The organism is Pseudobutyrivibrio ruminis DSM 9787 (genome assembly GCF_900218035.1).
GTDB lineage: Bacteria > Bacillota > Clostridia > Lachnospirales > Lachnospiraceae > Pseudobutyrivibrio > Pseudobutyrivibrio ruminis.
The window spans coordinates 12,067-26,926 of sequence record NZ_OBMR01000016.1; the positions used below are offsets into that span (position 1 = coordinate 12,067).

Consider the following 14,860-nt stretch of genomic DNA (forward strand, 5'->3'; position numbering starts at 1 on the left):
CCTCTAGATAATCTTTTCCATCTTTACGTGAGGGATTCCATCCTCTAGGAATGGCTCTGAAACAACCTCAAAACCCTCTCTAGCATAATAGCCTTTAGCGTATTCCTGGGCTTCTAGATAAATCTTCTTTGCCTTGAACAGGTTGATTGCAAGTTCTACTCCAGCATGAAGTAGTTTACCGCCAAGGCCAGTACCATGTTGTAATGTCACTACTCTTCCGATTTGAGTGACACCTTCATTTTCATCTTTCCAAAAGACTCTGAGGCAAGCTGCCACTCGATTATTATCATTCCAACAGAAGATATGAATTGCATCTTGGTCTTTATCGTCTAAATCCTGATATGGATAGTTCTGTTCGACTACAAAAATCTCTGCTCTTGTCTTTAATATTTCATATAGTTCTATGGTTGAAAGCTCGTTGAAATGCTTAACTATTAAATCCATTGGTCATCTCCGAGTAATCTTTATATATAAGTAATCTTATTATTTATTTCTTGTCCTTGGCATAGAGATTCTTTACAAATTCTCTCGCTTCTTTATAAGGGATGATAGAAAGAATTTCACCATTTTCGTCTGTAAAATAAGAGCTTTTTTCTTCATCTCTTATATGATATACAAACATACTCTCTTCTCTATTTGGATTGCGTTCTTTTATGATGCTGTATTTACCATCTATTGTTGTCTTCATCTTCGCGTCACCAGTAAATCTAACTTTGTCTGGTGAAGAAATCCTCTTTGACTTCTTTGGTTTATTTATTTTTTTCCAGTCAAAAACAGGATTGTTTTCTACTAAACGCTTATAAACCAAATAGTCATAATAGAACCAGAGGCTAGTCTTTCTACTAGACCGTATCGTTGAATTAGGACTTACTGGTTGAGCATACATTCTTTTTGGTTTACTTGGAGAAGATACGTATTTGTCCAATATTTCAGGGGTTAAATTTGACAAATGAACTAGTCCTATCGCTTTTATATCATCAATACCTAATTCGCTTGCTAATACCTGATAGAAAAGTCTTATGTTACGTATACATTCATAAATATAGCTAAGTTTCTTATGGTTTTCGAACTCCATATACTTAGCAAAATCCTCTACCGTATCCGGCAACTCTTTTACTATATTTGTTATTGTTCTACTTACTTTTGCTTCTGTATCTGAAAGATAATAACTCATAATAATCCCCCTGCATTCCATATTTCTTTAGAATGCTAGTTTTATTGCTACACTTATCGTAGGATTTACCTTGTCCTTAAATATGGTAGCATCATTTGCAGAGCCCACAATACTGCCATAATGAACAGGTATTACAACCTCTGGTTTTAATTCATTTATATACTCTGCAGCTTTCTTTGAATCCATAGTATATGTGCCGCCTATAGGAATAATAGCTATGTCGCAGTCTACCTCTTTAGCTTCTTTGGTGGCATCAGTATCTCCTGCTATATAGATTCTCTTTCCATCAATTTCTAGAACATATCCAACCCAGCCTGCAGACTTTGGATGAAATGGCTTAATAATATTGTAGGCAGGAATGGTTTCAAGCTTTAGACCTGAGAAAACAAATTGATTTTTGGGTAGTACAGTCTCAATATTGCCTAATTGAATACTAAGATTTTTAGCACTAGAAGCCATCTTTTCTGGAACGACCAAAATAGTATCATCTTTAGCCAGTTTACTTATGTCATCAACTGAGAAATGATCATAGTGGTCATGGGTTATTAGAATAAAATCAGCATCATGACTGGCTTCATTGATTTCTAAAGGATCAATATAGATAATACCAATGTTAGATGCGATTCTTACGCTATTCTGTGTGTTTACAGTTATTCTCTCTAATAATGATTCCATTAATCCCCCTCCCATTTTACGAAGATAGTTATTACTGTAACTTACGGACAGCGTTCCTACAACATTCGGGAAAATAACAGTCAGTCCTAATATACATATAATACTGTATTTACTAGTGTTTTTGTGGATATTTTAAAAGACCCCAAGGTTTTTATTACCTTGGGGTTAGTATCTTAGATTATGATGCATTCTTCTTATAATATCCGTGTTGCTCAGCTTCAATATTAACAAGTTCCTTTGCTCTAACAAGAAGCAAATGCCTATTATCTTCGCTTAATGAATCAAAGTACTCATTGAGCTTTTTCTTTTGTATATCCTTATCGCGGCCTGCATATCCAAAGCCTAAGAGTTCTTCTTTTCGGCAATGTAAGGCTACGCATAAACCTTCAATTATATCTGTGCTTGGGGCTGTTCTTCCTGATTCCCAGGTTGAGACAGTCACATATGAAACACCAAATATTTCTCCAAGCTCCGCCTGAGTTAAGCCTGCATGTTTACGATAAAACTTGATATTGTTTCCTATACTCTTTTTATCCATAAAATCTCCTATCTTAAAGCTTTACATCGTTCTAAAATATCTTCTTTTGATGGAATTTCTAGTCCTTCAGTAAGAGTCTTTATTGATGAATCAAACTCATGTAAAGTGATAATGTTGTTTTCATAGTCATTTTGAAGAGTTTTCTTTTTAGATTTCTTTTCTTCAATTTCATCTGGTGAAAGCATTCCCCAAGTATCTAGCTGTAGTAGCTTTAAATCGAAATCCTTGCAAATTCTCTTAAACTCCATATTATCCCCCTTATGAATAAAGCAGAGTACAGAAATCGGACCCGCCTCCTCAGCTTGGGAAGCTGACGTACTACCGATGTACTAACTCTGCAGTGAATATGTATCTTATTATAACCATTATACACATTGTTAAATGACATATTCAATAATATGAGCAATAAAGGAACTACATACTATAAGAGTTTATTATTTGATAAATAGTCAGATAGTCTGAGCCAGTCTATCACTACACGTCTTGAATTCCATTCGTTTGACAACGATTGAAATTCATCTGTAGTAATCTGATTATCAGACAGGTTTGCTTCCGAATCTATGTCGTCAAATGGATGGTCAATATGAATATAACTGTCCCAAACACCTAAAAATGCTTCATTCGAGAATCCAGTTTTTTCCCAACCATCCCAGTTACTGTCGATATTAGAAGAATTAAAGGTCAATTTCCAAGTTCCACTATTAGCAGCTCCGCTACTTCCGCTTTCATAAGTGTATCCGTCGTTTCCAAGCCAGAAAAGAACTCTGCTTCCTCCTTCTATAAATCTAACTGGTTTATTATCAATTAAAGTATAGGCTCTTTCAAAATAATCATAAGGAAATTCCCCATCGGGAACCTCATTCATGACACCGAATATGAGCTCAAATGAACCATCGCTATTAAGATCTACATAGGTGTAACCCACATTGTTTAGGTCGAAACCATAATCCATTTCAAAATATGAGCCCACATTAATAAATGCGGTGTTAGGTATTTCTTTAAAAGCAAGGTTAGTGACTGTGGCAGGCTTACTGAAATCATATCTTTGATTCTGGTAGGACATTACCTCTTCATAACTGGCTACTACTTCCTTGAATGCAGGAGCATAAAGCTCATTATATTTTTTGATCAGTTCCTCATCTAAAAGGCTGTATTTATAATATCCATCAACATCAGTTAGGTACGTTCTATTATATAAGCGTTGTAGCGTAATTGTTGTCCATTCTCACGCAATTCAATGACGATATCCTGCCAATAGTCTCCACTACTTACTGCATATCGAATTGTATTAGGAAATTTTTCATCAAGAATCTCATTTAATAATTCATTAAACTCATTTATATTTGCCATTTCTTCTACCTCCCAATAATGACCTAGCATTCATGATAGATTCATAATTTAATTATTCCAAGTATATTCTGTTCCAGAAAATGTTATTCAAAAACAAAAACCACCACTCCAAGACAATTATTAAAATTTATCTCAAAGTGGTGGTATTGTATATTTTATACGTTTAAAGCCAATGCTTTCATCAATATTATTTATTTTTTTGTCTTAAAACTATCAGAAAATATCCCTTCGTTGGCACACACTATTTTTCTCTTTTCAAAATATCCTGGAGCCACTTCGTCATCTTCGACCTCTGTATTTTCGACTTTGGCGATTCTATCAGCGAATTCATTTCCGAATATCTTACAATGTGCATCAAGGTGTTCAAATACTAATTTTATGCTAGGATGATTTTCTACAAATTTATCAAGAGTTTCTTTGTATGCTACAACATATTTATGCTCATCATCTTTTTTTTGTTCTTTCCAATCAAAGAGACCATGTGGGTAATATCCTACTGCTGTATTATCAAAGAAAATTCTAACTGTTGTATCTTCATCAGACATATTGCTTAGTTCTTTCAATAATTCAGTAACAGCTTGAACTTCCCCAATGAAATTTGACCCTTTAGCAGCGCCTTCACTATGGCAGAATCTAACAGTATTGTTTTGAGACAGTACTACACCTGTGCCATATGATTCTTTTTCTTTACCAGTTTTTAAGCTTGAGCCATCTACATAGGCAAATAGTCCATCAGATAATGCTGGTATAGGTAGATTCTTTGTATAACAAGAAAATTTGAATGTGTAATCCATCTGGCCATCATATAAATAGATAGTTTTAATGGATTCATCACTTTCGTCTGTAATCTGCAATTGATTGAAATCATCAATGGTCATATTGTTAAAGTTTACATATCCTTTTGAGTATGATGCATCCTTGTTAAATATCAGATAGATTTTTGTATCAATATCTGTAAGAAATCCCTTTTGCATTTCATCTAACTGCAAATATAGCATTCTTGTAGACATCTGGCTTGGTAAGACAAAGGAGATGTCATTACCTGAGTTATCTACAAATGTGTATGTAGTGTTTGTATCAGATTTATCTTCTCCAATATAAGGTAGAAAAGCATTAAAAACAGCACCTTTTTTCAGGTATTTTAAAACAACATTATCATCATATATTCTTTCAAATTGGATAATGATCTTTGTTCCATTTATGCGCACACTACTTTTATCTAGTTTAAACAGTGTAGGAATCACTGAACAATTCTGAGTTCTATTCTCCTTACCTGTAAAGGTTTTATTAGAAACGAAATTATCAAGCATATTTTTATCTTGATTTTTTGCTATTACAGCATTGCCATACTTTCGGATAAGATGAGAAAAGCTAGTGTGTAAAGATTCTATTTTCCCATACTCGCTTCGAACAATAATGTAATCATCGAGTTTTTCAACATTTTCAGCCAATGATGCTTCGGCCACATCATAGTCTTTTTCTTCAGAATCAATTACTACAAAGTCACAGTCAGAGATTAGTTTTTTAAAAATATCTAACTCTTCTTTTGATGTAGCTAATCCTCCGTAGACATATTCTTTGGATTCATTAACTTTTGTGCTATATGGATACACGCTAATTATTTGATTACTGTATTTTTTATTATTCTTTACGTTAGTTTCTACAATTGCCCATTCTGTTTTTGTAGTTGCCTTCCAAACAAAGTAGTTCATTATTGTTCCTCCGAGCTGTAGATTTTTTAATCAGAGATTATTGACATTTTCTTTAGTATAACATTATCAATAGTCACTTGTCCTATACAAAACAGGATATTCTGCTCTTCTAAGCGCCAGGAACCGATGACCATCCATAGAAATCATGTCTTTGAGTCAAGTCCATATTTGTGTGTAAATTCATCTTTCAGCTAAAATAATATTCCTCAGGCCGCTCTCATTTTTATGAGCTCCTTTTGTATTTTATTGAGGTTATCGTAATACTCCTGCATATCAAAAAGCCTGTGAGCTACGCTCCAGTCATTATGATCATCGTAAAGAATTGCTCCAATAAGACGAATGATTGATTCCGTATTAGGAAAAATTTGTATTACTCTTTCACGTCGCCTTATTTCTCTATTTTCACGCTCTATGATGTTACTAGTCCTTAAAGCAATGCGATATTTTGAAGGTAAGGCCATGATTGTTATACTGTCTTCAAACCCTTCATCTAAAATAGACATAGCTTCTGATGCAACATCTTGATATTCATCGTAAATGCTTGATTTTAAGCGCCTGGCTTCTTCAATTGTTGATGAATTAAACATATCTCTTAATTCAGAAGCTAAGCCGGTGCTATATTTCTTAGGGCATTTATCAATGATGTTTCTTGTAAAATGAGCTTGGCAGCGTTGCCATGATGATCCGGTAAAACATTCTTTTATTGCTTCTACAAGTCCAGCGTGTGCATCTGAGATAACGATATCAACGCCTCTTAATCCACGGCTTTTAAGGCCTTCAAAAAAGTCTCTCCAAGTGTTTGTTTTCTCTGAGTCATAGACTTCAAAACCAAGGACTTCTTTATGGCCTGTATTATTGATTCCTATAGCAATAAATAATGCTTTAGACTTAATCCTATGCTCTTCACGAGCTTTAAGATAAATAGCATCAACTATAATAAATGGATAGTGTTCAGGTAAAAGTCGCTCTTTGAAATGCTTGATTGGAACATCTAATTCCTTGCAAATCTCAGAGACAGTAGATTTTGAGAAAGATTCCCCGCATAATTCTTCAGTTACTTTCTTTACATTTCTAGTTGAAACACCTTGAATAACCATTTCCATCATAGTAGAAATCAAAGCTTGTTCATTGCGCTGATAGTTCTCAAATAAAGCTGTTTTAAAAGGCACATTTCTATGTCTTGGAACCTGTAATTCGATTTTTCCAATCCTTGTAGTTAAACTCCTAGTTCGAGTACCATTACGATAATCAGAACGATTAGAAGAACGTTCATAATTTTCCGCGCCTAGTTGTTCGGAAGATTCCGCTAAGAGTACCTGATTGAGCAAAGCTTCCATAAGCTTTCCAAAAGCTTCATCTTTGCTTTCAGAGAAAAGCCCTACAAAAAAATCGTAATCCAATGTAAAATGTAATTGAGCCATAGTGTTCATCCTTTCAATTATGTTTTGTGTGGTAACTTAATTTTAACTGAAAGATGAGCTCCTGGCTCTTTTTATTTAGTTTTTGAATTTACACCATTATATGGGCTTTATCTGTCTTTGAACACTATCCCCCTTTCTTCCTTATATTTTGCAAGAATATCCTCAATATATGTTTTTAATTCTTCATTGTTTACTTTTTCATCCCCCAAAATAATAAAGATTCTCAAAATCTTCCTTAAACTCATCCTTTATTTTTATAATCGCAACTTCGACTCCGATGTAACTCATTTCTTTCCTCTCTTTTAACCTTTATAAATTAAACTACCAATAATCGATGATCATGGCATCTAATACATCTTCGTAAACCTAACACCATCTTCATCAACAGTGCCCGCAAAAAAGATGCTAAAGTGCACACCTCTGTTGCTGGCCACGCGAAGATTTGCTACGAAGTTGCCTTCCTTACTCATATTAATATACGCCTCTTCCGTACTCAGTGCCAATTTCTGTGCATCTATGTGTCGTACGGTGTTGCCGTCTAGTGTAGATGTTGGTTCTGGCGGAAACAATTCTCCCCAGACTTCTTCATCGGCAAACTTAGGAAGATAATCTTCTCTCAGAGTGGCATAGGATTCTGAGCTATCAAAAGATATGCCCATTAAGGCATCTTCAATCATTTGATGATGAACTTTTGCCATATTAGCTTCGTGCCAAAACCAAAGACCTAAAATAAATGCCGACAGAATTATCCATATAAAAATAATATTAATCACTTTCAGTATCTTAGTCATTTTCGCCATTCACCATTTCCATTACTTTATTAACAATTTCATCCATTTCCTGTTTTTCTTTTTCTCTGGCAATTGCTTGCTGCTTACGTTCTTCCATCCTTTCGGCATAACGCTTCTCATCTAACATATCTAAAAGCTGCTGAGAATCGTACTGCGCATTGTATGCATCTATCTGCTTCACACAAAACTTTACAGATAATGGCATTGCTATGCAGAGTAGATATGTAATCAAAATTTGTCTAACCGAGCCTTTTTCAGTTTTATCACTTTTCTCAAACATCTTCATACTAGGCCACATCTCTTTTCATCAATTTGCTGAGGCAATCGGATACCTTAGTCACACACAAACCACCTTCAGCAATCTTCTTAATCTCATCAAACGATGTGATGTCGAAATATTCAGGTCTATCAGTCATACCAACAAGTTCCTTCGCCGTTTTGCCAGTTCTTTCTTCAATGCGCATTATATAATTTTCCATATTTATAGTTCCTTTCATAATTGGATTCTTAGTTTGCGTTCAACGATGCATTTTCTTCTTTATATCTTTTCAATTCATCAACCAATTCATCATAAATCACTAATACCTAATCAATAGAATCAGATAGAAGGTTCAATAAACCTAGATTAAACGGGGTCTCAGTTGCTTTTTCATTTAAGGCCTAAATATCACTCTCTTTACACTTGACCTTACTTACCGTATGTTCTTCCGTCGAGCAGCGTCCATTCTTTTCGACCATTTGCTACTCTACCAAGTACAACAGCAGCTGCAGCTGATGAACTTGAGAATAAATAATCTTTTACGAAAACACCATTAGAAATAGTGCCATCTTCCATTAAGGACTCTCTTAATTCCATGTATCCATCCTGAAATCCTTCGGTTACGTCCTTGGAAATTTTACTTCCAGCAACAACTACGAAGTTATCATCATCAAGCGGATAACCCGAAGCATTTCCTCCTCTACCCGATAGAATAAACTTATCATGTACTTTATTCTCTGTATCTTTATCAAGATCCAAATTCTCAGAAACCCTATTAGTTAAATCCTTTTCAAATTCCTTATCCCTTATCTGCTGTATGATAGAACTAAGTTCTGTGTCATCAACTGTAAATGCCTGACCACAATGTGGACATTTTAACTCTGCCATAATAATCCTCCTTTTATGACGCTAATATGAATAAACATGTTTCTTTATAATATGCTCAGCCAAAAGATTATTCCGCTAATTTCATATTATGAAACACCAAATAAACAACCAAACTATTATTTTTTTTACATAATTACTACCTCATTATTCATCAACCTGTAATATAAATCATTTTATCCCCTTTCTGATGCAGTTTTCTTTGGTAATGATTGTCCCGATTTTAATAGTCTAATCACATGACCATAGCCCGTTGATTCATCTACATAAAGAAGCTGCTTGATCAAATCATTGCAGGATGCAGCTCCTTATCTTTGATATATTCATTGTATCAGGGCAAAAAAAAGACTTCGTAATATTTACGAAGTCCCATGTAACTAATTTCTTTCCATTGCTTGTTGCACTATAGTCGTCCCCCTATTTTCAATATATTTCACATCTTTCTCTGCGGTTATTAAAGTTCCATTTTCCTCAAAGAACTTAATTGCCTTATCGATTTCATCTATATTATTCTTATAATCACTCTCACCACCACAAGCATTTTTAAAGGCATGTTGAATATCATGAAGGTCATTTCCTAGTACGTAGGTGTATTTCAGTGAGTATCCAGTTTCAGGCTTGCCGCTAAAATATATATAGAAATAGCCATTGGTTCCATCTCCGGCAAATAAATCATATTTCAATTCGCTAGGTTTTTCTTCATATCTCTTTTTATTTCTTCCCCAATTTTTGATAACATGTTCTACTGAATCTACCCCCAAATCAATGATTCCTTGATCCATGAAAACATCAAATGCCGTTTTAATCTCTGTTAGATTCGAAGTTCTTCCTGTTCTATAGTGGTCATATAAATCCAAGCTTGAATGATCAAATCTTTCCATAAAGTATCTCATGCCATAATATGCATGTTTTACTATTCCACTTTTTCCAGTAGCGTCATAGTGCTTTACTATTATTCCTTGTGTTTTTTCGCGTTCAGCTTCACCATCTTCATTCCAAAAATCCCATTTGAAGTCCCACTCATAATCATATAGAAAAACTACTGTTCCCCAGTCACTCATTCTTTCACCTCCGTATATTCTTCTTCATCAAAACCATCATCTTCATCCCAATAATCGTCTTCGTCAGAACATTCATCATCGAATGAGCAAACAGGGTATTCGTCCCATTCCTCATCAGGGTCATTTCCCCAATATCGATCACATGGAACCTCAAAAAGCTTATTCTCTAATTCCTTTGCTCGCTGAGGCTGGTCTAGAAGATTTACAAAATCATTTCCTGAAATCCAAAATTCTTCTGTATCACCAACACCAATCATTGTAATTGAATGCTTACAAACGACATTAGAACTTGAGTTATATAGAACCGAAAGTCCAATACATTGAATTCGTTTTATTAATTCGCTGTCCCTTACTTTCTCATTTAATACAACAAATATATCCCCAGCATATAGCGTCTCAAAGTCATAATAAACATCAAACTTTTTATCTTTAATAGCCTGAATAAATTCTTTGCTATCTACATCTGCTTCCCCATTAATAGGATCAACTGCAACTTGGGCCGCCAAGACACAGCTTTTTCCGCCATATGCATTCTTCTCAAATTCATCATACGCCGGATTTGCATGATGCCATGGTTCCAAATTATCCATTGGTTCCAAATCATAATCACTAAAAAGTTTATCAATAGCTTTCATAGTATCTTTCCTTTCTATATTTCAGCTAACATGAACAAATCGTTACATATTAATTTACCGTGCTCAGATAAATACTCTGGAGCAAAATTTACAAATTCCTGCACTCGGATTTGGTCGTAATCGCCGAGGTGAATCAAGGTTGCCTTTAATGTTTTTAATTGATTTGCATCACTTGGCAATGAAAAACCAACAGCATAATCTTTGGTCATCAGATTCTTGTAAACTGTAAGATTACGATTTTCAAAGACGCTTGCAATCGGCTTCATTTGCTTGGCTGTTGTTATTACAGCATCTAATGTGTCGCAAATGATGTACGATGTGTTCAGTGTTGTATCCCATTCGATGGATATCATCACGTTGTTATCATCTAGCTGACTTGATTGAAGATTTGTCACTTCAGCATCTGCTGGTATATATTCTTGGTTTTTCAATTGCCCCATCACCACATCAGCTAGACCATTTAGTGTTTTATCAATTGTTTCCTGGTTTGCAAATTCTTCTTCAAAAAGAACTGTTTTAATCTGAAATGTTCTTTGTCCTGTTCTTGCAACATTCATTTCCCTAGGTTTAATATTTTCCATATGTAAGTACCTCACTATATTTTATTCATTTAGTCTTTCGACTAGTTCTTCGTAACTATAAGCTTTAGCAAGCTTCGCATATGTTTCATCCATATGATTCATATGCCATGAGCTATAGTAGTCACAGTTTTCCATTAACAACTCGTTGATTCCCCAACCAGCTGTTTCAGCGTTGATTTCCTTTAAAACTTCAATCTTATTTTCTAAAGTGTCGTTCTTAAATGTATTTGTCATAATATTTTTCCCTTTCTTAATAGAAAAATAAGTTATCATTAAGCATGTACACATTATACATGGATACAAAAACGTCCTTCGTAAAATTTACGAAGGACGTTTTTACATTTTTCTTCAAACTTTCTTCTTCTAAAATCTATTATTTCAAAGTGTTCAAACATAATTGTTCTTCCTTTTTTCAAATCAAATATCACTAAGACCTATAAGGCTTGTATCGGCATAGCAATTAATTGCATCAAACCATTTAACCTTGTCCCACTGTCCTTCCGGTCTGCGCAGTACATTTCCTTCCATCAACTCATAGTTCCTACGTAGGCGCTTTAAGGCTTCGTATGGGGTTGCGCCCTTGGCATAGCATTTATCACTTGGAGGGGTTCCGAAATACCACGGAAATTTATAACCGTTCTCATCCTCACAAAGCACAATTACCATATTAATAAACGAGCCCTTACATTTCTTTTTAATAGTTTCATCCGCATGATGCTCAAAAGATAAGTTATGCATATCCATATGATATATAGACATACATCTGTACTCATCATTGTATTTTTCAAAATATAATTGCAATTTTCTTGAATATACAGGCCCACCAACTTCATCCAGCCTTCTTTCAATAAAGCTATTGATAAACTCTATTTCATACTCTGGTTCCTGATATACCTCAAATTCCTTCGAAAACTGGTCCATATCTGCCACAAGGTTTTCGTTGTTTTCTAGATTTGAAAAAATCACACATTCTTCAGGTAAAATCTCATAGCCCTTTGCCTTACCCTTGATTCTATATAAGTGCGCCAAAGGGCGCTGTTCTATTTCATCACGCGTCATTGAACTACGTGCACTGTGTTCTACAACCATTGGTGCATATATTTTCTTTTTATCCATATTTTTCGACCTCCAAAACCAATTTTATCAGCAAACTGTTTTTTTTTCATAAATTTTACTAAGTCCTTCGATGTCCTTGCAAGACTCTTCTGCAATCATTTGCCTGATAATGATCGCTATAAATGCCCACAGGCAATAATCATAATCCCTCACTGTACAGTTTTTATATACTTCATAGTCTTTGGATGCCATATTCATGGTATTCTTGTATAAATCTTCATCTCTGCTGCAAAGAGTCAACACTTTCATTCCAAAGGAGCGAAAGATGTAAACGTATCGGAAGTAATCATCCTTATCATTTGGTGAGACTGAAAGCGTCGATAAATCACCCACAACTATTTTAATAACCTTTAATTGCTCATCAGAAGTTAACCTTTCATTCATTGTTTTAACCTTTAAATTGGTCTTCCGAAATGTATGGCTAAATGGCTCGCAAATTTCAGTGCCTACTTTGATATACTTACTATAATCTGGTAGCAAGATTTCCAGAACTTCTTCAATAGTTTTTATTGCCATAGCTAACTGCTTTGAATTTATGTAGCAACAAAAGGTAAAGGTAATTACATATTCATAATCCCAATTCGGGTCTACTACAAAAAGAAATCTTCCTGATAGGAACTTCAAATAATAGTAAATCAACTCGAAGCCCACATCATCAATCTGCTTTGCTTTAACCGCCTCTTCGAGGTCTATGTATAGCTCCGTGCATACATTAGGGCGCCCCTGTTTTATGGCGCCATTTATTACCTTATTTCTTAGCCAGCTATACTTTTTAATAACCAGTTCGTTATCGTAATTGGTTAGTAACGAATCAAATATGTATTTCGCAGTCATTCTTTGTTCCATTTGAAACTTCCTTTCTATGCGCCAATTTCTATCTCAGATTCCTCCTCTGGACTAAAGCCATAAGAAGGAATCTTCTTAATAAGTCTGCCCAGCTTACCTGACTCTAGAAGATATTCAGATTCTCTATCCATACAAAGAATGGTCTCCGGAGCTTTGTTAACTCGGGTTCCAATAAATTGAGCCGACTCCAAATCATTGCTTCCAAGATAAACAATGTGGTCACAGTTATTGATAATTGTCTGTGCCTGAGTGTGTGAATACAACGACTCCAGCTGTGCAAAAGACTGAATGCACATGGTAAGCCAAATATCTCGGCTTCTGACTACCGAAATAATCTTGTCAAAATCAGGAATAACTGCTGATGAGGCAAAATCATCCATGATTATTCTTACAGGAACTTTAAGCTGTCCGTCAGGATTTGCATCTGCCTCTGATATAAGTGTCTGAAGCGCTTGTGTATAAAACAGATTTACAATATGATCCATACTGTGGTCACAATCAGAAATATTTAAAAACAATACTGTTTTCTCTCTGCCAAGAGAGGCTATGTCTACCACCTCATCACATAATGTAAGGATACCATCATCCTCTTCGTCGATTTTGTCCCACAAATCCTCATCTACATAATCCCATTCGTCGTCATCCTTATCATTTCCAAAATTTATTTTGTATTCATATCTTCTTTCATATCTATATTTAAATAATTCTTCATACTCAGCGTATTCAAAGGGCGCAAGTGCCATCGATACAAATGTCAGTATACTTGCCCTTGTTTTGTCTGCTGTTTTCTCCCCGCATATTTGTGCATGACGCTTGGCCACTAAAGAATTTTGGTGATGCCTTATAAATTTATTAACGTATTCACTATTATCACCACCGCCTACATAATAGGCATAAAACTTTGCAACCTCAGACATATTGTGTTGTGTTTCAGGCAGCTTCATAAGTACAAATGCAATAAAAAATTCCAAATATCTTCTGGCACTACGAGGCCAAAAAACTTCAGTATATGCAGAGTCCGGAATAAGTGCAGCAGCCACCTTGGCTATGTCCTGTTCTCGGTAACTTCCATCTTTATTTTTTCTGATGTAAGACAATGGATTATACTTACAGCTGTTTTCAGGATTTACAAAATCAAGTACCTTTACCTTATAACCTTTTTCCGTGAGCTCATCCCTAAACATCTTTTCCAAGCGTCCCTTCGTATCTACTACAATAAGGCTGGAATCCTGTAATGATTTAAGTTGAGGATAAACAAGAGAACCGGTCTTTGATGAGCCTGAACTTCCAACTATTAAATCATTATTATTTAAATGAGTGGCCCAAGTATCATTGCTTACACTAAATTCTTCCCCTAAATACCTTTTATTATATCTATCACTTCTATTCATTGTTTTCCCCTTTCGTTTTGTTGATGTTGTAAGCCTTCTTCACAAGGCTGATAAGTAATTCTTTATTCCAGTCTTCATTTTCTTTATATAAGACTTCACCTAAGGCATTTTCACATCTGTACTGTTGACTGGAGCAGATAATAACTGGGATATCGTAGCCACGCGCTTTAACAGTTTCAACAAGTTCCAACCCACACGGTTCCTCTAGACCAAGATCTTCTCTTGGATACCACATATCTGTGATAATTACACCATATTTATCATCTGATTTTACACTTGATTCAATGGTTTTTAGACCATCTTCAAGGTTCTTTTCACTATCAATTTCTATGAATCCTGCATTCTTTAAAACTCTACTGATTGAAGCAAATTTTAATGCAGTATCTTCTATAATTAGTATCTTCATTTTCATACCCCTTTCATAT

General features: G+C 35.0%; 22 protein-coding genes and 1 tRNA gene. All 23 read right to left on the reverse strand.

Annotated features, from left to right (window positions below; genetic code table 11):
- Positions 1-3: 3 nt before the first annotated feature.
- The 23 genes from CRN97_RS13630 to CRN97_RS13730 all read right to left on the reverse strand — a co-directional run bounded on the left by CRN97_RS13630 (position 4) and on the right by CRN97_RS13730 (position 14,841).
- The gene (locus tag CRN97_RS13630; RefSeq protein WP_097077263.1) at positions 4-444 is read right to left on the reverse strand and encodes a GNAT family N-acetyltransferase; all 441 of its coding nucleotides are present in this window, start codon (positions 442-444) and stop codon (positions 4-6) included.
- Positions 445-487: 43 nt separating this feature from the next.
- A complete protein-coding gene (locus CRN97_RS13635; RefSeq protein ID WP_097077264.1) occupies positions 488-1,174 on the reverse strand; it encodes a hypothetical protein in 687 nt (228 codons plus the stop codon).
- Positions 1,175-1,201: 27 nt separating this feature from the next.
- Complete coding sequence (locus CRN97_RS13640; protein ID WP_097077265.1) at positions 1,202-1,849, reverse strand: MBL fold metallo-hydrolase; 648 nt, start codon at positions 1,847-1,849, stop codon at positions 1,202-1,204.
- Positions 1,850-2,027: 178 nt separating this feature from the next.
- Positions 2,028-2,387, reverse strand: coding sequence for a helix-turn-helix transcriptional regulator (locus tag CRN97_RS13645; protein ID WP_097077266.1), 360 nt, complete (start codon positions 2,385-2,387; stop codon positions 2,028-2,030).
- A gap of 8 nt (positions 2,388-2,395) precedes the next feature.
- On the reverse strand, positions 2,396-2,635 hold the full coding sequence (locus tag CRN97_RS13650) for a hypothetical protein (protein WP_097077267.1): 240 nt from the start codon (positions 2,633-2,635) through the stop codon (positions 2,396-2,398).
- Between the two features lie 20 nt (positions 2,636-2,655).
- A tRNA-Gly gene (locus tag CRN97_RS13655) sits at positions 2,656-2,726 on the reverse strand.
- Between the two features lie 82 nt (positions 2,727-2,808).
- Positions 2,809-3,450 carry a hypothetical protein gene (locus CRN97_RS13660; protein ID WP_097077268.1) on the reverse strand — a complete coding sequence of 214 codons (642 nt, stop codon included), beginning with the start codon at positions 3,448-3,450 and terminating at the stop codon, positions 2,809-2,811.
- Positions 3,451-3,563: 113 nt separating this feature from the next.
- Entirely contained in the window at positions 3,564-3,737 is a 174-nt protein-coding gene (locus CRN97_RS14200; protein ID WP_179670767.1) for a hypothetical protein, read from the reverse strand.
- Positions 3,738-3,928: 191 nt separating this feature from the next.
- The gene (locus CRN97_RS13665) at positions 3,929-5,449 is read right to left on the reverse strand and encodes an RNase H family protein (protein ID WP_097077269.1); all 1,521 of its coding nucleotides are present in this window, start codon (positions 5,447-5,449) and stop codon (positions 3,929-3,931) included.
- A 206-nt stretch (positions 5,450-5,655) separates the two neighbouring features.
- A complete protein-coding gene (locus CRN97_RS13670; protein ID WP_097077270.1) occupies positions 5,656-6,870 on the reverse strand; it encodes an IS256 family transposase in 1,215 nt (404 codons plus the stop codon).
- Between the two features lie 107 nt (positions 6,871-6,977).
- Positions 6,978-7,115, reverse strand: a complete 138-nt coding sequence (locus CRN97_RS14205; protein WP_179670768.1) for a hypothetical protein — start codon at positions 7,113-7,115, stop codon at positions 6,978-6,980.
- Between the two features lie 102 nt (positions 7,116-7,217).
- Entirely contained in the window at positions 7,218-7,643 is a 426-nt protein-coding gene (locus CRN97_RS13675) for a hypothetical protein (protein ID WP_179670769.1), read from the reverse strand.
- Between the two features lie 10 nt (positions 7,644-7,653).
- Positions 7,654-7,947 (reverse strand): hypothetical protein, encoded by a 294-nt coding sequence (locus tag CRN97_RS13680; RefSeq protein WP_097077272.1) that lies wholly within the window; start codon positions 7,945-7,947, stop codon positions 7,654-7,656.
- A gap of 1 nt (position 7,948) precedes the next feature.
- Positions 7,949-8,140 (reverse strand): hypothetical protein, encoded by a 192-nt coding sequence (locus CRN97_RS13685; RefSeq protein WP_097077273.1) that lies wholly within the window; start codon positions 8,138-8,140, stop codon positions 7,949-7,951.
- 209 nt (positions 8,141-8,349) lie between these two features.
- Positions 8,350-8,808, reverse strand: a complete 459-nt coding sequence (locus CRN97_RS13690) for a DUF4357 domain-containing protein (RefSeq protein WP_097077274.1) — start codon at positions 8,806-8,808, stop codon at positions 8,350-8,352.
- A 374-nt stretch (positions 8,809-9,182) separates the two neighbouring features.
- Positions 9,183-9,866: a hypothetical protein gene (locus CRN97_RS13695; RefSeq protein WP_097077275.1), complete on the reverse strand. Its 684-nt coding sequence runs from the start codon at positions 9,864-9,866 to the stop codon at positions 9,183-9,185.
- The gene (locus CRN97_RS13700; RefSeq protein WP_097077276.1) at positions 9,863-10,501 is read right to left on the reverse strand and encodes a hypothetical protein; all 639 of its coding nucleotides are present in this window, start codon (positions 10,499-10,501) and stop codon (positions 9,863-9,865) included. Before CRN97_RS13700 ends, CRN97_RS13695 begins: the two co-directional genes overlap by 4 nt.
- A gap of 14 nt (positions 10,502-10,515) precedes the next feature.
- On the reverse strand, positions 10,516-11,097 hold the full coding sequence (locus CRN97_RS13705; protein ID WP_179670770.1) for an adaptor protein MecA: 582 nt from the start codon (positions 11,095-11,097) through the stop codon (positions 10,516-10,518).
- Positions 11,098-11,103: 6 nt separating this feature from the next.
- Positions 11,104-11,316 (reverse strand): hypothetical protein, encoded by a 213-nt coding sequence (locus tag CRN97_RS13710; RefSeq protein ID WP_097077278.1) that lies wholly within the window; start codon positions 11,314-11,316, stop codon positions 11,104-11,106.
- A gap of 183 nt (positions 11,317-11,499) precedes the next feature.
- On the reverse strand, positions 11,500-12,198 hold the full coding sequence (locus CRN97_RS13715) for a hypothetical protein (RefSeq protein WP_097077279.1): 699 nt from the start codon (positions 12,196-12,198) through the stop codon (positions 11,500-11,502).
- A 27-nt stretch (positions 12,199-12,225) separates the two neighbouring features.
- A complete protein-coding gene (locus tag CRN97_RS13720) occupies positions 12,226-13,044 on the reverse strand; it encodes a hypothetical protein (protein WP_097077280.1) in 819 nt (272 codons plus the stop codon).
- A 14-nt stretch (positions 13,045-13,058) separates the two neighbouring features.
- Entirely contained in the window at positions 13,059-14,435 is a 1,377-nt protein-coding gene (locus CRN97_RS13725) for a VirD4-like conjugal transfer protein, CD1115 family (RefSeq protein ID WP_097077281.1), read from the reverse strand.
- Positions 14,428-14,841: a response regulator gene (locus tag CRN97_RS13730; protein ID WP_179670771.1), complete on the reverse strand. Its 414-nt coding sequence runs from the start codon at positions 14,839-14,841 to the stop codon at positions 14,428-14,430. The genes CRN97_RS13725 and CRN97_RS13730 overlap by 8 nt, the downstream gene beginning before the upstream one ends.
- Positions 14,842-14,860: the final 19 nt, after the last annotated feature.